Raw genomic sequence first — 16,419 nt, 5'->3', positions numbered from 1 at the left:
TGCGTCCGCCATAGGCGGACTCCGTAGTTTATACGAGGTTTAGCCAACTGCTGAGAGCAGTACGTGTATCCGATCGTAGGAACTTCACCCCGCAATTCTCGTTCGGCGTCAATTGCTTCCCTGCCATTTCACACCGACGCCATAGTAGAGCCCAGAAGTTACATCTCCCCAACCGAGAAACGCGATGCGCTCTCGCTCGTAAAACGATCGCAGTCGGAGCGATGATTCCTGATCGGCAGATAATCCTGCCTCAAGCTGGCCAATTTTACGTTCAGCCATACCCGAGTCGTTGGCGATCTCGGATTGCTTTCTGTTGAGCAAGGCTCTTGCGGCCACGAACGCTATGCCGGTTCGCTCGGTATGATAGTCCGTGGCTTCTGAATGTTCAACAGGCAACCGGTATGGTGTTCGCCAGCGGGCTCCAAGCCCAGTCGTTAAGCCTGCCCTCAGATCAATCGTACCAAGAAATTCTATACCCAAGGTCTCGTAATACGTTCGGAGTTTAGCATTCGTCGGCTTTGCGAGTTGATCTGTATTCTCAGCAATCCATACCGCTTTCTGAGTGATAGCAACCTGCGAGGCCACCTCTCGCTGGCTTAGTCCAGCAAGCGTACGGGCGACTCTCAGGGCGTCGGCGGATAGAAGTGTCGTCATGAAAACCGTAAGGCCGGTTTCCGAAACCAATGTCAATTTTCTTTACTATGAAGTCTTTTAATACGTCATAGAATCACTGTAGAGGTGTTTATGACGTCGAAAGGGGACGTCATGCAGGATAGGCGCGGTCGCTGATTCGGGCATGACGGCCTATAAAAAACCGGCAACTGAATCGTTGGCCCGGTTCAAGGGGTATTAAACCGGAGAGTTTACATGAGTGACGCTTCATCAGTCGCTTGGTTTGGCATGACAAGAGTTCAACTGATCGAGGGGCTAAGAAAGTTAGCTGACGACTTGGAGCAATCGGCAATTTCGAAAACCATACCGCCAGTACGTATTGACCAGTGGACTGTAGCTAGACGAGTTGTTCCATGCCTTATCGGCCTGCCCACTTCACATCCCACAATCGCTGACGGCCAACCGCTTTTCTCAAGTGAACTGTACTACCTCGATCCCGGCCGCAACATCGCTCGAACTTTTTCGCGCTGGTATGACTTGGGCAATCAAGCGGCACCGAATTACTGGGAACATCGTTATCCGAGGTCGCTATGAGAGCTTGGGTTTTCTCCGATCTCCATCTCGAGATGGACCCGAACTTCCCATTGATGGCAATTCCCGAAGCGGACGTTTGCTTATGTGCTGGCGACATCTTTGACGGCGGAGTGACTGCGAGCCTCCTGTTTTTACGCGATTATGTCGCTCCCTTCATGCCGGTCCTCTTCGTTCCCGGAAATCATGAATACTATCGCGGGTCGATCAAGGAAGGATTGGCAGCCGGATATCGTCTGGCGGAGAACTGCGATAACCTGTTCATCCTAAACGGAGACGCCGTGCTGATCGATGGCTATCGCTTCATCGGCGCGACGCTATGGACCGACTTCGATTTGTATGACGAGCCGAGACTGGCCATGGCCATCGCTCGGGAAGAGTTGAACGATTACAAACGTATCAAGCTCTCAAAGACCCCGTTTAGAAAATTCACACCACAGGAAAGCCAGCACCTGCACCGAGTGGCTGCTGTAGATATCGACAACGTGTACCTGTCGCAGCCAAAGTCGCCGACCGTCATAGTCAGCCATCATGCGCCGAGTCTAATGTCAGTACCGCGGCAGTTTCTACGAGATGGTCTGACGCCATCTTTTGCATCGCGGTTCGAGCGCCGAATACTTGAGTATGAGCCGCTGCTGTGGGTGCATGGTCACATCCATTCCCCTAGCGACTACCGGATCGGAAGGACACGGGTGGTGTGCAATCCGCTTGGCTATCCCGACGAGCCATCGCGGAAAACCTTCAATCCTAGCCTGGTGATTGATCTTGCCGAACTCGCCCAAGCGTAAAGTCCTACGAATGCGAGGTCGGTCTTTGTGGACCCCGGACAACACGGCCGACCTGTCCGACCTAACCGTGCCGATCCACCTGGCCTATTGCCAGGTGGTCGCCGCGCTACGACATCACGCGGGCGCCGGATCACCGAACCTTGCCATCGTCGTGGTGCAAGCTGCCGACGCCGTCGATAGTTTCGTCTCCGCCAGCCGCCTCTACCTTCGTCAGGTTTTTGATCAACATGGATACACTGAACCATTCGTTCGTTCGCTGAAAAACACCACACGAGACCGACTGACAGAATTGGAAATCCAGCGTCGTGCCGCTGAGGCGGGCAAAAGCATTCTGGTTTGTTCAAGCCTGGATGACGTAGACGAGGAGCTGAGGTTGTTTGCAGACGTCATTGCGGTGATCCCGACGCCGACGTCGCATCAGATCATAGCGACATTCCGTCGATACGGACATGCGATTACATCGTCTGATGAGGAGATGATCAGGTCGGAGACATGGACGCGGCTCGTATATGCATTTCAACCCAATCGCCCAGTCAAAACGGCCCTGCGCCGGCTGAGAGAGTCAGTAAATCGTACACAAGTGGAGGCCACGCCGGCGTCCACTGGACCGACACTGGCCGACCTCACTGGGCTCGGCGAGGCAAAGGAATGGGGTCTTGAGCTTGCTCGCGACCTCGACGACTTTAAGGCCGGCCTGATACCTTGGAGCGACGTGGATGTCGGTGCCCTTATTTCCGGGCCTCCTGGGACAGGCAAGACGCTCTTCGCTGAAGCGCTCGCAAGAACCTGCGGCATCCCGATCGTCGTATCGACGGCGGCGCAGTGGCAAGCCAATGGCTACCTAAACGATATGTTGCGGGCTATGCGCGAGAGCTTCAGCGAGGCGCGATCACAAGGGACGGCGTTGCTCTTCATCGACGAACTCGACGCGGTTGGCAGCCGGGCAATGAACAATAGCCATAACGCCGACTACACACGGCAGGTTATCAACGCACTTCTGGAGTTGCTCGACGGCTTCGATCGCCGCAGTGGCATCGTGGTCGTCGGGGCAACGAATCATCCGGAATATATTGATCCCGCGATCCTGCGCCCAGGACGTCTTGACAAGCATTTTGTCATACCGCTTCCCGACGCAGCTACTCGTCGGCAGATATTCCAGTTCCATGCCGGCTTACCTGTGCCCGACGATCACGAGGACGGGTTCGCGCATTCGACAACGGGCATGTCCGGTGCTGACCTGGCGCAACTTGTTCGCAATGGTCGTCGAACTGCGCGTCGCCAAGGAAAACCATTTGAGTTTGGACATGTAGCCTCGATCGCGTCTCCACTTGTAGACCTTCCTGCAGAGCACATGCTGCGCGCCGCGTATCATGAAGCGGGACATGCGATCGTCGGTCTCGAACTCAAAATGGAGCTTGAAGGCATAACGATCAACGACAAGGTCTTGGCGACCGGTGTGGATAGCCTCGGCGGCGCGGCGTTCAGAACGCCAATGTTCTCGAGCAATACGCGATCTTACTATCTCGATCAGATATGCATGTATCTCGCAGGTCTTGGATCGGAATCCTTGATTTTCGGCGAGTTCACTGAGATGGGGGGCGATCCGCGATCGGACCTAGCTCGAGCCACGGCGCTCGCGACCAGGATCGAAGGGTGTTACGGGATGGGAGGGACACTTGCGATCGATCTGGTAGACGACCGCGATCTCGCACGGCTGCGTGCCGGTGACATCGGGCTTCGCAAGGCGGTCACCGCACTTCTTGATACAGAATCTAAGAGGGCAAAGACTATTCTGGACCTCAGGAATGATGCCCTCAACGCAGTCGCCAAAACGTTGGTAGCGACACGAGTTATGAACGTCACTGAGGTGCAAAATGTCCTGAAGGCCCACCCGGCGCGGATAGATGCCTTGGGATCGGAAGCCGATCGGCCGGACGACACGGTTCGAGTTGCCTGGGGGGCGTTGCTCAGTGTTCATGCGGACGACATTCGCAAGGAGGTAGGTGCAGCGCTGAGACGCTGGGGCGTGATCTAGTCCGCAAGACTGACAGGAGATATTGCCTTGTCAAAAGGACGAAAGACTGAGAATTGGCTGCCAAGATGACGGCGCGCCTCCGTGTGGATCAGGTCTTGATGAAGTAGGGTGGAAACCGCGTTCCAAAACATCCCGCTCCAAGCCACGCGTAACAAAACAACGGATGAAGTTCGAATTGCGAGCGCGCGCTCGATGCCCTCGTCGCCAAGGGGCGCTTCGGCGGCCCAAGCCATATTTTCACCGAATTCGCGATGCGCGAAAAAGGCGATTAACACGGTAAGCGGTGTTTTCCTCGCACATTGACCAAGGTTGATTGGGCATTTCGAAAAATGTCGCTACGACATTGATGGTAAGAATGCGCCAATAGCGGTCATCTCGGGTCCGACTTATCGTGTAATCCGTTAGGTGTTTTTTAGGACGGGCATCTGGGGTGGGAAGTGGCAAAATTACAGGAACCGATGCCCCCTCGATTGCCATTCAGCAGCACTGTGCAACATCACTTGCATCGCTTAAAGTCATACCGAACATTCGGAAAATTCGATTGTTGGACTGGACGAATTCAAGACTGCGATCCCCATGACCCTAGACCAGTTGCGCATCTTCGCCGAAGTCGCCCGCCATCAGCACATCACCAAAGCCGCCAAGGCGATGCACATGACGCAGTCGGCCGTCAGTGCGGCAATTATCGCGCTGGAGGAACGTCATGGCGTAGCGCTGTTCGACAGGATCGGACGCTCGATCGTTCTCAACCAGGCGGGAACGATCTTTCGCGAACACGCGCTTCAGGTGCTCGCGGAGGCGAAGGCGGCCGAAACCGCGCTCAAGGATTTGACGGGTTTGTTACGCGGTGATCTGTCGGTCATGGCCAGCCAGACCGTCGGTGCCTATTGGCTGCCGTCACGGCTTGCGAGGTTTCATGCGTATTATCCGGGTCTCGGTCTTGATGTCTCAATCGGCAATACGGAGGCGGTGGCGGATGCTGTCGAGACTGGGCGGGTCGAGCTCGGTTTGGCCGAGGGCGTGATAGATCGCTCGACCTTGTCCTCACGCGTGATCGCCACGGACGAGATGATCATCGTTGTTTCACCAACCCATCCCTGGGCCAAAGGCAAAAAGCTGGGCAAGGCGGATTTTGCAGATGCGACATGGGTGCTGCGCGAACCCGGGTCGGGCACGCGTCTCGCCTTCGAGGCGATGATGGCCAAAGAGAAGCTGAAGCTTCAGGCCTTAGATGTTGCGATTGTTCTGCCGGGGAATGAGGCTGTGCTCGGCGCAGTCGAAGCGGGCATGGGGGTAACGCTGACCTCGCGAAGTGCCGCCCAGACAGAACTCAACAGCAACATGCTGGTCGAGGCCAACCATCCTCCGCTTCCACGTCCGTTCTTCCTGATCCGGCACAAGGAACGATATCGCTCGAAGGCAGCCGATGCGTTTGAGACTCTGCTATCAGAGCAGGTCTGATGACCTATCGCGGGCCTGAGACACTCTGGCACGAGCACCGTCGCGACGAGCGGTTGGCCGCACTCGACAGACCGCATACGCGAGCACTGAATGACTACCGAGACCGCCTTCAGCTTGCATCCGGCCGGGATGTGCCGAACTTCGATCCATTCGATGGCGGCGTCCACGCGAGACTGCTGATCCTCCTCGAGACACCCGGGCCAAGTGAGGTCGAATGCCACCGCCGCTTCGTCTCAATCGATAACCCGACCGGCACGGCGAAGAACCTGCGACAGGCGCTGGCTGAGACCGGCATATCGAGAGATAACATCGTTCTGTGGAATGCGGTCCCGTGGGTCCGTGCGACGAGAACGTCGATCACGGCCAGCGAGCGGCGCGACGGCAAGGAGAAATTTTCTGGCCTCTTACCGCTGCTGCCGGACGTCGAGGTTGCCATTCTCGCGGGATCGGTGGCGAGTGCAGCGATGGAACTGCTCGAGAGTTTCGGTATCAAGGTGATCCTGTCGCCTCATCCGAGCCCGACGCTGATCAATACCTCGATAACGCAGCGTCACCGTCTGCATGAGGCCTTCGAAACGTTGTCCGCAATCCTCAATCAATCGAAAATGTCGATTGAAACATCCTGAACTATGCGTTGGAACTGATTGACGTGGTCGCGTATTTTCTCCTCAATAATCAGGAGAGAAGCCATGCAACGGGTTGTTGCCACCACTAAGCCCATCACACACGTCGCAGATGTGCCTATGCAGGGCAATATCATCCGCAACTTTACCCCGAACTGGTTCGCCACCACGATGGGCACCGGCATCCTGTCTGTCGCTCTCGCCCAGTTCCCGGGGCATTCGTGGCTGTTCGCCATGGGCCAGGCGCTCTGGCTGTTCAACATCCTGCTGTTCGCCACCTGCACGGCGCTCTACGCTGCAAGGTGGACGCTCTATTTCCATGAGGCAAGCCGGGTCTTTTCCCATTCGGTCGTATCGATGTTCTTCGGCTGCATCCCTATGGGCCTCGCCACGATCATCAATGGCTTTCTGATTTACGGCATCCCGCATATCGGCGACACGGCGGTAGCAATCGCAACGACGCTGTGGTGGATTGACGTCTCGATGTCGCTTGCCTGCGGCCTCGCCATACCGTTCATGATGTTCACCCGCCAGTCGCATTCGATCGACCAGATGACCGCAGTCTGGCTGCTGCCGATCGTGGCCAGCGAGGTGGCGGCCGTCAGCGGTGGTCTGCTTCTGCCCCATATCGCCGACGCCCAGACACAGTTGACGGTGCTGATGACCAGCCTGGTTCTGTGGGCCTGTTCGGTCCCGCTCGCCATGAGCGTCTTGGTCATCCTGTTCCTGCGCATGGCCGTCCACAAGCTTCCGCATGTCAACATGGCCGCCTCGAGCTGGCTGGCGCTTGGCCCGATCGGAACCGGAGCCCTCGGCCTTCTCGTGATGAGCCAGACCGGCCCCGCTGTGCTCGCGGCCAATGGATTGGCCAGCGTTGCTCCCGCCTTCGGCGGAGCCAGTTTCCTGGGCGCGATACTTCTGTGGGGCTACGGCATCTGGTGGCTGGCCACTGCCGTCTTGATCACCCTGCGCTACCTTCGCGAGGGCCTGCCCTTCAACATCGGCTGGTGGGGCTACACCTTCCCGCTCGGCGTGTTTTCCGTGGCCACGCTTCGTCTGTCGACGATGGTGCCAATGTCGGCCATCGCAGTTTTCGGAGAGGTTCTGGTCACTGCCCTTGCCTGCATGTGGCTGCTGGTTGCGGCCAAGACGATCAAGGGTGCACTCGACCGCTCGCTCTTTATCGCGCCCTGCCTCAAGGCAGACTGATGATCGAAACACTCCGGCGTCTGCCCATGTCGGAGTGTTTTCTCGAACCGAGCAGGAGAAGATATGACGCTTCGTATTATGGCCGTGATCGTCGGCGGCATTGCGTTGGGATGTGTAGGGTCCGCCAAGGCCGACCCCGTGCAGGGCTTGATGAATCCGGCTGTGTTCCAGGACAGTATCGTTGGAGTGAGGACGGCCCCGGTCACGCTGGTCGTCTATTCCTCCCCGACTTGCAGTCACTGCATCGACTTCCATGAAAAAGTCTTGCCGAAGCTGCAGGAGACGTATGTGGCACCAGGCAAGCTGAAGATCGCCTACCGGCCCTTCGTGCGAAATTCGGCGGATGCCGTCATCTTCATGCTGGCGAATACGCGGGGCCAGGACAGATTCGATGAGACGGTATCGACCTTTATGTCGAAGTCCGATGAGATTGCTTCGGCCTCAAACGCCGAGGATGTGCTGCGCGAGATCGCCGCTAGCATGGGCATCGACCGGGCGGGCTTCGATCGCGCTGTTGCCGATCAGGCTTATCTGGACAAGCTCAATGCCGTGACGACCGAGGCCAGTCAGAAGTTCGGTGTGGCCGGCACGCCATCGTTCTTTGTCAACGGCGAGCGGGTCGAAGTGAAGCGCAGTTTCGACGAGGTCTCCGATGCTGTCGCCGCCGCACAAGCCGGCTGATCAGAAAGGCCCGATGCAGAGCACCCGGAGCCCAGTCACGGGAACGTGAGCACGGATTGTCCGTCACGTGGGAATGAATCCCGCCTCCAGGGGTTCTTACCCATTATTGTCGAAAGGAAGACCTCATGCGCGCCAAAGTCACAGTTCTTATCGCAACGGCGGTCGGCATAAGCCTCTGTTCCCTCAGCCCCGCCTTGTCAGAACAGCAGCACCAGCATCATCAGCCCGAACCGGCGGGCAAGAATGAAACAGCAGATGCGTTCTCGGCAAGCATGAAGGCTGCAATGGAAAAGATGCATGCCGGCATGATGTCGGTTTCGGAGAGCGGAAATCCGGACAGGGACTTCCTGGCGCAAATGATCCCGCATCATCAGGGCGCTGTCGATATGGCCAAGGCGGTTCTGGTCAGCACGAAAGACCCGCAAATTCGAAACCTCGCTCAATCGATCATCACCGAGCAGACCTATGAGATTCAACTGATGCACGCGATGCTTGATAAGTCGGGCAATCAACCTGCCGCAACTCCGGAGACAGTAAAATGAAACGTTCCATCCTGGTTCTGATGTCCGCACTCGCAGCATCTCCCGCCCTGGCTCTTCCGGACGCCAAGGATCGAGTCTATGCCGCCGACCAGAACAGCAACACGGTTTCCGTCATCGATCCCTCGACGAACACGCTTCTGGGTCTGATCAAGCTGGGTGATCCAAGGCCGAACGTCCTGAGCCCTCTCTACAAGGGCGAGGTCAATGTTCACGGTCTCGGCTTCTCGCCGGACCATAAAACAATCGTTGCTGTCTCCACCGTTACCAATTCGGTGACCTTCATCGATACCGCGACCAACAAGGTGAAGGGTGTGACCTATATCGGCCGCAACCCGCACGAAGCCTTCTTCACACCCGATGGCAAGCATGTCTGGGTGACGGTGCGTGGAGAAGACTACCTGTCGGTCATCGACGCCAAGACGTTCAAGGAGACCGATCGGATCAAGACGGAGAGTGGCCCCGGCATGACGATCTTCGCGCCCGACAGCAAGCGCGCCTTCGTCGCAAACAGCTTCAACCCCGTCGTCCAGGTCTTCGACGTGGCGTCGAAAAAGCTGCTAGCTGCCATCCCGGTCGTGTCGCCCTTCTCACCGTTCATACAGGTCACGCCCAACGGCAAGGAAGCCTGGCTGACCCACAAGGACGTCGGCAAGGTAACGCGGATCGATACCAAAACCCTCGAGGTCAAGGGTGTTATCGATACCGGCCCGATCACAAACCATCTGGCCTTTGCCAAGACACCCGCTGGCACCCTCGCTTACGTGACCATTGGCGGCGAGAATGTCGTGAAAGTCTACACACTCGATGATGAAGCCAAACTGGTCTCGACCATACCGGTCGGTGCGCTTCCGCATGGCATCTGGGGCTCCGGAGACGGCAGCCGTATCTATGTCGGACTGGAGAATGGCGATGCGATCGATGTCATCGACACCGAAAAGCAGACGAAGATCGCCCACATCCCCTCCGGCCAAGCTCCGCAGGCCCTGATCTATGTTCCCGACGCAGTTGTGGGCGGTGATGGCCGTCAAAACTTGGAGCCGCGAAAGGATATGCCCGAGAACATCACCCTCAGGCTCAAGCCCGCAGAGAATATGGAGGGCAGCGGCATGATCGTTTCGCGCAATCTCGGTTTGATCGATATCGTCGACGTCAGCGTTTCCAAGCTGAAGCCGGACACCACTTACACGCTGCTCTTCGAAGGCCAGCCGGAACCGATCGTCGCCTTCAAGACCGATGCCAAGGGGGCCGCGATGGCATCCGCAACCAGCCCCACACGCGCGATCGTCAATGCGGGTGAAGCGTCAGCATCTCCCAACGTGATCCTGGTCGAAGGTGCCAAACCATCGAAGGATGCCGTTTTGAAGTCTCGATAGGATTGTCGGTTGGAGAGCCGCAGGCGTAGTGCTATTTCCTTGAACGGCGTGCGCCTGCCGCTATTAGAGCAAGCAGATGACCTGTTTGGCCGACTGCAGACCAAGGCCTCGGCAGGGCTATGCCAAAAGTGACTATTCCCCGTAGAATGCAGAATGATAGCGCACCACCCCATCACGCTTGTCATCTGAGAAAGCTAGGCGTTGGAAATACTCTTGAGGAACGCCTGGAAACTGGAGCGAGGCGTCAGGATGAAACCCGAAGCGACCTCCTCAACTCGTAATGTTGCTCCGTTTGAGCGCTGTCGTCCCGTACTACGACCATGTAATTGTCATGTGCCACGCATTTTATTCGGGGAGTCGTGACGCAAGATAAGCTCACCAACAGATTTCGCTTGATGCACGCGTGATTTCTCGCGCAACCTAATCGTACAGGCAAATGGTATATATACCACGCCATAATGCGTGGCGATCATACAGTTTAAAGTAATCGTATATTCCCAGCTGGTAAGTGCGGGCCGCGTCCGGCTTCATCCGTGCCAGCGACCGGCCAGAGCCCATCGCGGCGCCCGGCGAGTTCGAAGCTGAAATCGGGCCCTTCGATCGTCTCGAAAAGAAAAGGGGAATCGGACTGTGTGCGTCGTGACATGCGGCGAAACTCGCACACAAGCCCGATTCCCTGCAAGTCCTTCGGCAAGGAGGCAATTGCCGGAGGATGACCGCTGCTGCTGCGGGTGTGCAGCACCGGTATTTCGATCTCCGGGACAGTCCCGGAGCAATCCTTGTCCGCCGTCAGAGCAGCGAGAGTTGCACGCCGGTACCGAGCGGCGGCACGAACAGCTCGCAGTTCAGCGGGCGCCGCGTGACGTTCAGTTCCAGCCGCTTGGCGGCAAGCTCGAACCGGCGGCCGATCTGCCAGGCATAGGGCCCAGCCCCTTTCATGCGCTTGCCGAACTCCGCATCGTAATCCTTGCCGCCGCGCATCGAACGGACCAGCGACATGACATGGCGGTAGCGATCGGGATAGTTGCGCAGCAGCCAGTCGCGAAACAGCGGGCTGACTTCGATCGGCAGGCGCAAGAGCACATAGCTGGCGCTCATCGCACCCGCCGCCTTGCCGGCGTCCAGCACCCGCTCGATCTCATGGTCGTTCAGCGCCGGAATGACCGGGGCCATCATCACCGTTGCGGGAATTCCGGCATCGGCGAGCGCCTTGATCGCTTCCAGGCGTTTCGACGGCGTCGATGCTCTCGGCTCCATCAACCGGGCAAGCTTGCGGTCGAGCGTCGTCACCGACAGGCCGACCTTGGCCAGCCCCTTCTCGGCCATCGGCGCCAGGATATCGATATCGCGCATCACCATCGCCGATTTGGTGACGATCATCACCGGGTGATCGGCAGCTTTGAGCACTTCGAGGACCTGGCGCATGATCCGCCATTCCTTCTCGATCGGCTGGTAGGGATCGGTATTGGTGCCGATGGCGATCGGGCGAACCTTGTAGCCGGGCTTGGCTAGCTCCCGCTCCAGAAGCTTTGCCGCATCCGGCTTGGCAAACAGCTTGGCCTCGAAATCGAGACCCGGCGACAGGCCCATATAGGCATGGGTCGGCCGGGCGAAACAATAGATGCAGCCATGCTCGCATCCCCGGTAGGGGTTGACCGAGCGGTCGAACGGGATGTCGGGCGAATCGTTGCGGCTGATGATCGAGCGCGGCTTTTCGACCTGAACCTCGGTCTTGAAGTTCGGCAAGTCCTCCAGCGAGTTCCAGCCGTCATCCTCCAGCTGGCGCGACAGCGGCTCGAACCGGCCGGACGAATTGATCGCAGCGCCCCGGCCGCGCCGCCGGTCGATCTCGATGCGCAGCCCGGAGCCCGCAATCATCGCCTCGGCCATATCTGCCGTATTGGCAGGCGCCAAAGCACCCTGCCTGATCTGAGACAGCTCGTTCATGGGTTTCTCCGGTGGACTGGTCCTTGCGGACTTTCCGATATCCTCTGATTATTTTCCTATCGCGAAAAAGAGAACAATGCAAGAACAAAAATTCGAAACGCCGTTGCGCGAAGCCGCCAGGGCGCCAGCATTCATCATGAATCAAAAGTTAATCACCGCGATAGGAAGGGCTTCTGGAAAATCTGTGTGCAATGCGGTATGGACGGCGATGCTGACGATCATCACCGAAACCCGCGACAATGAGGCTGAACTGGCGCAGACGCTGTCGGCGCTGGTGGCGGGTGCCGTGGAAGGTCTGGTGAGCGATGTTATCGTCCTCGATCATGCCTCGCAGGATGGTTCAAGCCGCGTGGCGGATGCCGCCGGTGCGCGGTTCTGCAGCAGCTGGGACATGACCGATATCGTGCGCTCGGCTCGCGGCGATTGGCTGCTTCTGCTTGAAGCGGGTGCAAGGCCTGCAGGGCGCTGGATCGATGATGTCGCGGAATATATGTCGCTGAACAAGATGCCGGCGCGCTTTTCTGCGTCGCGGCAATACCGCCGCCCCATCCTGCAGCGTATCGTCAAGCGGCCGGCGCCATTGGAGCTGGGCTTGCTGCTCTCCAAGCAACAGGCCGCAGCGATTGCCAAATCCTCGATGCAGCTCGCCGATTTTGCCAATGGACGGGCGGTGCGCAAGCTTGGAAGCGAACTCGTGCCGGCCTGGGTGGCAATCGCCAATCGTCCGGATGCGGAATAGCGGCAGGCAGCAAAAAGAGCAGGCCCTTGCGAGCCTGCCCTGTCTTCATTGAAAAAATGACCGTCAAAATGGCTTGCCGCGTGAAACCCAGCCGTCGCGTCGTATCGCTTGCCGTGGCGGCTTTCATGAGGTGAAATCCGCCGCTTTCCTGGTGTCTGCCGTGACCGGGATAGAGACTGAGGCGTTCCGTAATCCCGTCCTTCGCCCGCCTCGTGTCCGTCTCCGGTAGGCACAGTTCTACGATGCTGCATCGTGATGCGCTGTTACGGATGGAACAGGGACGGTTGGGTGTTGACGACCCTTGGCGGTTAGCCGCGTTTGAGATGCTCGTCCAGCCTGGGCATGATCTCGACGAAATTGCAGGGCAGGTGGCGGTAGTCGAGCTGCTGCTTCAAAATGCCGTCCCAGGCGTCCTTGCAGGCGCCGGGTGATCCCGGCAGGACGAAGATGAAGGTGGCGTTTGCCACACCGCCGGTGGCCCGCGACTGGATTGTCGAGGTGCCGATCTTGTCATAGGAAATCCGGTGGAAGACCTCGGAAAAGCCGTCCATCCGCTTTTCAAACAACGGCTCCAGCGCCTCGGGCGTCACATCGCGTCCGGTAAAGCCCGTTCCGCCGGTGGTGATCACCACGTCGATCGCCTCATCCAGCGTCCAGGCTTTCACCTGCGCCGCAATGCTGTCCTTGTCGTCGGCAACGATGGCGCGGGCTTCCAATCTGTGGCCGGCGTCCGTGATGCGGGCGACGAGCGTATCGCCGGAACGGTCATCGGCCGGCGTGCGCGTATCAGAAACAGTGAGAATCGCAATCCCGACCGGAACGAAGGGCCGTTGATCCTTAACCTCGGTCATCGTGCTCTTCCTCTCCGTCAAAGCTGTGGCTGGAAACACTGTTACAGGCCAGAACGTACCATCCCGGGTTCTGCCTGGAAAGCAGAGCCGCCGCCTCGTCGCGAGCCTCAAGGCTCGCGTAAAGCCCAAAGCAGGATGCGCCCGATCCGGACATCCGCACCAGATGCGCGCCGGTCAGGCCAAGCGCATTCGAGACCGACCCGATCTGCGGCTCCAGCGTGCGCGCCGGCGGTTCCAGATCGTTGCGCAGGGTTTTGAGAACGTCGATCCACCCGTCGCGCGACGGCCGGTCCTGCGGCATGATCAGCGGCGGCTGGGTCTTGTTCGTCAAAAGCCGGAAAATCACCGGCGTCGAGACCGCTTTCAGCGGATTGACGATCAGCATGGGAAAGGACGGAAAATCTGCGACCTGCTCGATATAGTCCCCTATGCCGCGCGCGACCAGCGGCTCGCCGCGAAGGCACATCGGCACATCGGCGCCCAGTTTCAGCGCAATCGCCTGCAGGATTTCAAGCCGGGTGGAAACGCCCCAAAGCTCCAGCAAGCCAAGCAACGTCGCCGCCGCATCGGCCGAGCCGCCACCGATGCCGGAGGCGACCGGCAGGTTTTTTTCGAGATGCAGATGCACTGGTGCTGCCTGAATGCCCTTTTCGCCGAGATGCGCCCGCAACAGGTCGCGCGCCTTCAGCACCAGATTTCCAGCGGGGTCGCCGGTTGGCGGCAGTGCGCCGGAAAAACGGCCGGACAGGGTGAAGCGGTCTTCACCGGATGTGGAAAAGCCGATGCGGTCTCCCGCATCGGCAAAGGTTACAAGGCTTTCCAGAAGATGATAGCCGTCAGCCCGCTGGCCAACGACATGCAGGGCCAGGTTGATTTTCGCCGGCGCGATCCGCGTCAGCGAAAATCCGGAAATGCCGTCCTGATGTGCCATGGGTGGGCGAAATCAGGATTTCTTGCCGGCAACGTCCGGAGCCACTTTCTTCGGCTGCGTGTCGCCCGCTTCGGCAGCGGCCGGAACCTTGGCTTCGACCGGCGGCAGGCCGCTTTCGATCTTGGCGTTGATCTTCGGGATTTCCGCTTCCTCGGGCTTCAGAGCCAAGGCCTGGTTCCACTGGAATACCGCTTCCAGCTTGCGGCCGACGCGCCAATAGGCATCGCCCAGATGGTCGTTGATCGTCGCATCGCCGGCCATCAGCTCGACAGCGCGCTCCAGTTCGCCAACCGCCTCGTCAAAACGGCCCATCCGGAAATAGGCCCAGCCCAGCGAATCGACGATATAGCCATCATCTGGCTTCAGATCGACCGCCTTGCGGATCATGCCGAGGCCTTCTTCGAGATTGATATTCATATCGACCCAAGAATAGCCGAGATAATTCAGTACCTGCGGCTGGTCGGGATTGAGGTCCAGCGCCTTCTTGAAGCTCGGCTCGGCCTTGTCCCACATTTTCTGGCGCTCATAGGCAATACCGCGCTGGAAGAAGATCGTCCAGTCGCTGCGCTGCGGCACCGGGCCGATCTGCTCGACCGCACGGTCGTAGATCAGCCCCATCTCCTTGTAATCCTTGGCATCCGACAGCACGCTGCCATAGGCCAGATAGCTGCGAACGTCCTTCGGATCGAGCTCGATCAGTTCCTTCAGATGTTCCTTGGCCTCATCGACCTTGCCGATCGAGGCGAGGCTGAGACCCAGTTGCATTTCCGACAGGCGCCGCATCGGCGAATTTTCCGGCACGCTCTTGTAGAGCGCAATTGCCCGTTCCGGCTTCTTCAGGTTCTCGGCGATCCCGCCGAGCATGACGAGGATATCGGCGCTTTCCGGATCGAGCGCCCGTGCGGTCTGCAGATAAAGCGAGACGATGTCTTCTGCGCCTTCGCGGTTGAGCGCGGCAGCGATCGAAAACAGCACGGAAGCTGCCCCTTGCGTTGCGCTGCGAACCTGCTGCTCCTGCGGTTTGCCCTCGTCGATGGAGGTGCGCAAGGCCTTCAGCGGTGCATAGTTGCTGATGAAGCCTTCGCCGACCGAAACCGCATCGAGCGCCTTCTGCTTGTTGCCGTCGCGGGCCTCAAGCTTTGCCAGCGCGATAACGGCACGCATGAACGTGTCGGGGGCGGCAGCGCCGCCTTCGCGGTCGAGCACGGCATCATTCAGCTTCGAGCGGGCGGTGGATTTGTCGCCGGCAGCCAGCGCAATGGCGCCCTGGTTGTAGGATTTGAAGATGCGGAACCAGTCCGGTCCTTCCATCTTCTGGATATCGGCGATTGCGTCCTTCGGCTTGCCTTCGCCAGCCTTCGCCCAGCCGAGCAGCAGGCCGTTCATCAGCCGGTCGAGATCGTTGGGGCCCTCGTAATTGAGGATTTTCTGCGCGTGGCGGTATTCCCGCTTGCGGATCGCCTCGACGGCGCGGGTGATCGTGGTGATGCGCTCGACGGAACTGTCGTTCTTCAACTCTTCGGCAATCTTGGCGCCGGTGTTGAAATCGCCATTCATCAGCGAGGTGATCATCAGCCGCTGCTTGACATCGACATTGTCGGGTTCGAATTCGAGCGCCGTGCGGTAGAGCTTGGTGGCCGTGTCGAGATCGTGGTCGACATCGGCGGTGCGGGCAGCGAGAAACGCGCCCGAAAAGCTGTTGACCGAATTGAAGTCGAATGGCTTGCTTTCTTCGACCGCAGCTTTTTCCTCGGCAAAGCTGGGTGCTGCGCCGGAAAGCGACGCCAAGGCCAGGAAGGCAGCGCCGCTGAGCAGGCGAAGAAGGTGTTTTTGCCGCATGACAAGCCTTTCGTTACGGGCGGCACCCCTTGGCGCCGACACGGATTCGCGCGGAATCAGTCCCAAATCAATAACGCAAAACCCGGCAAACCGGAAAAGGTTTGAACGCAAGGCAAGACGCAATTCGACATACCGCCGTCAATTTTCGCTCACCCGATCGTGAGCGATACTATCCGGCGGCCACAGCATGGAAGGAC

General features: G+C 58.6%; 16 protein-coding genes and 2 pseudogenes. 10 read left to right on the top strand and 8 right to left on the bottom strand.

The features are described from left to right. Positions 1 to 108: 108 nt before the first annotated feature. Positions 109 to 684: an XRE family transcriptional regulator gene (locus tag ASD32_RS03430; protein WP_162759500.1), complete on the bottom strand. Its 576-nt coding sequence runs from the start codon at positions 682 to 684 to the stop codon at positions 109 to 111. A gap of 183 nt (positions 685 to 867) precedes the next feature. Between ASD32_RS03430 and ASD32_RS28845 the strand changes: the two genes are divergently transcribed. From ASD32_RS28845 to ASD32_RS03420, 3 genes are read left to right on the top strand one after another with little or no spacing between them, the layout of a single operon-like run. Then, complete coding sequence (locus ASD32_RS28845; RefSeq protein WP_082506628.1) at positions 868 to 1,206, top strand: hypothetical protein; 339 nt, start codon at positions 868 to 870, stop codon at positions 1,204 to 1,206. Positions 1,207 to 1,259: 53 nt separating this feature from the next. Further along, positions 1,260 to 1,991, top strand: a complete 732-nt coding sequence (locus ASD32_RS03425; RefSeq protein WP_244490090.1) for a metallophosphoesterase — start codon at positions 1,260 to 1,262, stop codon at positions 1,989 to 1,991. Further along, entirely contained in the window at positions 1,969 to 4,026 is a 2,058-nt protein-coding gene (locus tag ASD32_RS03420) for an AAA family ATPase (RefSeq protein ID WP_060636492.1), read from the top strand. Before ASD32_RS03425 ends, ASD32_RS03420 begins: the two co-directional genes overlap by 23 nt. Here the strand turns inward: ASD32_RS03420 and ASD32_RS30450 are convergent. Beyond that, a complete protein-coding gene (locus ASD32_RS30450; RefSeq protein ID WP_060636491.1) occupies positions 4,023 to 4,301 on the bottom strand; it encodes a hypothetical protein in 279 nt (92 codons plus the stop codon). The two genes, ASD32_RS03420 and ASD32_RS30450, sit on opposite strands and share 4 nt — an antisense overlap. A gap of 301 nt (positions 4,302 to 4,602) precedes the next feature. On the opposite strand from ASD32_RS30450, the gene ASD32_RS03410 reads away from it, so the two are divergent. The 6 genes from ASD32_RS03410 to ASD32_RS03385 all read left to right on the top strand — a co-directional run bounded on the left by ASD32_RS03410 (position 4,603) and on the right by ASD32_RS03385 (position 9,915). Continuing rightward, positions 4,603 to 5,487, top strand: a complete 885-nt coding sequence (locus ASD32_RS03410; RefSeq protein ID WP_060636490.1) for a LysR family transcriptional regulator — start codon at positions 4,603 to 4,605, stop codon at positions 5,485 to 5,487. Then, complete coding sequence (locus ASD32_RS03405; protein WP_060636489.1) at positions 5,487 to 6,113, top strand: uracil-DNA glycosylase; 627 nt, start codon at positions 5,487 to 5,489, stop codon at positions 6,111 to 6,113. Before ASD32_RS03410 ends, ASD32_RS03405 begins: the two co-directional genes overlap by 1 nt. A gap of 63 nt (positions 6,114 to 6,176) precedes the next feature. Then, complete coding sequence (locus ASD32_RS03400) at positions 6,177 to 7,319, top strand: TDT family transporter (protein WP_060636488.1); 1,143 nt, start codon at positions 6,177 to 6,179, stop codon at positions 7,317 to 7,319. 63 nt (positions 7,320 to 7,382) lie between these two features. Continuing rightward, complete coding sequence (locus ASD32_RS03395) at positions 7,383 to 8,000, top strand: thioredoxin domain-containing protein (RefSeq protein WP_062601136.1); 618 nt, start codon at positions 7,383 to 7,385, stop codon at positions 7,998 to 8,000. A gap of 125 nt (positions 8,001 to 8,125) precedes the next feature. Then, positions 8,126 to 8,542, top strand: coding sequence for a DUF305 domain-containing protein (locus tag ASD32_RS03390; protein ID WP_082506629.1), 417 nt, complete (start codon positions 8,126 to 8,128; stop codon positions 8,540 to 8,542). Further along, the gene (locus ASD32_RS03385; RefSeq protein WP_060636485.1) at positions 8,539 to 9,915 is read left to right on the top strand and encodes a YncE family protein; all 1,377 of its coding nucleotides are present in this window, start codon (positions 8,539 to 8,541) and stop codon (positions 9,913 to 9,915) included. Before ASD32_RS03390 ends, ASD32_RS03385 begins: the two co-directional genes overlap by 4 nt. Positions 9,916 to 10,047: 132 nt before the next feature. On the opposite strand, the pseudogene ASD32_RS30570 reads toward ASD32_RS03385, so the two are convergent. From ASD32_RS30570 to ASD32_RS03380, 3 genes and pseudogenes are all read right to left on the bottom strand, one after another. After that, positions 10,048 to 10,182 (bottom strand): annotated as a pseudogene (locus ASD32_RS30570) (GNAT family N-acetyltransferase); the annotation flags it as partial. 244 nt (positions 10,183 to 10,426) lie between these two features. Continuing rightward, a pseudogene (locus tag ASD32_RS30225) lies at positions 10,427 to 10,561 on the bottom strand (ribonuclease HII); the annotation flags it as partial. A 143-nt stretch (positions 10,562 to 10,704) separates the two neighbouring features. Next, entirely contained in the window at positions 10,705 to 11,862 is a 1,158-nt protein-coding gene (locus ASD32_RS03380; protein WP_060636484.1) for a PA0069 family radical SAM protein, read from the bottom strand. 208 nt (positions 11,863 to 12,070) lie between these two features. Here ASD32_RS03380 and ASD32_RS03375 point away from each other — a divergent pair, with 208 nt between their 5' ends. Beyond that, a complete protein-coding gene (locus ASD32_RS03375) occupies positions 12,071 to 12,601 on the top strand; it encodes a hypothetical protein (RefSeq protein WP_060636483.1) in 531 nt (176 codons plus the stop codon). A gap of 308 nt (positions 12,602 to 12,909) precedes the next feature. Here ASD32_RS03375 and moaB read toward each other — a convergent pair whose 3' ends face one another. From moaB to ASD32_RS03360, 3 genes are read right to left on the bottom strand one after another with little or no spacing between them, the layout of a single operon-like run. Continuing rightward, positions 12,910 to 13,452 carry a molybdenum cofactor biosynthesis protein B gene (moaB, locus tag ASD32_RS03370; RefSeq protein WP_060636482.1) on the bottom strand — a complete coding sequence of 181 codons (543 nt, stop codon included), beginning with the start codon at positions 13,450 to 13,452 and terminating at the stop codon, positions 12,910 to 12,912. Further along, entirely contained in the window at positions 13,439 to 14,383 is a 945-nt protein-coding gene (locus ASD32_RS03365; protein WP_060636481.1) for a 4-(cytidine 5'-diphospho)-2-C-methyl-D-erythritol kinase, read from the bottom strand. Before ASD32_RS03365 ends, moaB begins: the two co-directional genes overlap by 14 nt. 12 nt (positions 14,384 to 14,395) lie before the next feature. Then, positions 14,396 to 16,222 carry a tetratricopeptide repeat protein gene (locus ASD32_RS03360; RefSeq protein WP_060636538.1) on the bottom strand — a complete coding sequence of 609 codons (1,827 nt, stop codon included), beginning with the start codon at positions 16,220 to 16,222 and terminating at the stop codon, positions 14,396 to 14,398. Positions 16,223 to 16,419: the final 197 nt, after the last annotated feature.

Source organism: Rhizobium sp. Root483D2, from assembly GCF_001426685.1.
Lineage (GTDB): Bacteria > Pseudomonadota > Alphaproteobacteria > Rhizobiales > Rhizobiaceae > Pararhizobium > Pararhizobium qamdonense.
This window is presented reverse-complemented; position numbering and strand designations above follow the sequence as displayed.

Bases quoted from the DNA above. Each gene is read 5' to 3' on its own strand.
- ASD32_RS28845 (WP_082506628.1), top strand. From the start codon at position 868: ATGAGTGACGCTTCATCAGTCGCTTGGTTTGGCATGACAAGAGTTCAA.
- ASD32_RS03425 (WP_244490090.1), top strand. From the start codon at position 1,260: ATGGCAATTCCCGAAGCGGACGTTTGCTTATGTGCTGGCGACATCTTT.
- ASD32_RS03410 (WP_060636490.1), top strand. From the start codon at position 4,603: ATGACCCTAGACCAGTTGCGCATCTTCGCCGAAGTCGCCCGCCATCAG.
- ASD32_RS03405 (WP_060636489.1), top strand. From the start codon at position 5,487: ATGACCTATCGCGGGCCTGAGACACTCTGGCACGAGCACCGTCGCGAC.
- ASD32_RS03400 (WP_060636488.1), top strand. From the start codon at position 6,177: ATGCAACGGGTTGTTGCCACCACTAAGCCCATCACACACGTCGCAGAT.
- ASD32_RS03395 (WP_062601136.1), top strand. From the start codon at position 7,383: ATGACGCTTCGTATTATGGCCGTGATCGTCGGCGGCATTGCGTTGGGA.
- ASD32_RS03390 (WP_082506629.1), top strand. From the start codon at position 8,126: ATGCGCGCCAAAGTCACAGTTCTTATCGCAACGGCGGTCGGCATAAGC.
- ASD32_RS03385 (WP_060636485.1), top strand. From the start codon at position 8,539: ATGAAACGTTCCATCCTGGTTCTGATGTCCGCACTCGCAGCATCTCCC.
- ASD32_RS03380 (WP_060636484.1), bottom strand. From the start codon at position 11,862: ATGAACGAGCTGTCTCAGATCAGGCAGGGTGCTTTGGCGCCTGCCAAT.
- ASD32_RS03375 (WP_060636483.1), top strand. From the start codon at position 12,071: ATGCTGACGATCATCACCGAAACCCGCGACAATGAGGCTGAACTGGCG.
- moaB (WP_060636482.1), bottom strand. From the start codon at position 13,452: ATGACCGAGGTTAAGGATCAACGGCCCTTCGTTCCGGTCGGGATTGCG.
- ASD32_RS03365 (WP_060636481.1), bottom strand. From the start codon at position 14,383: ATGGCACATCAGGACGGCATTTCCGGATTTTCGCTGACGCGGATCGCG.
- ASD32_RS03360 (WP_060636538.1), bottom strand. From the start codon at position 16,222: ATGCGGCAAAAACACCTTCTTCGCCTGCTCAGCGGCGCTGCCTTCCTG.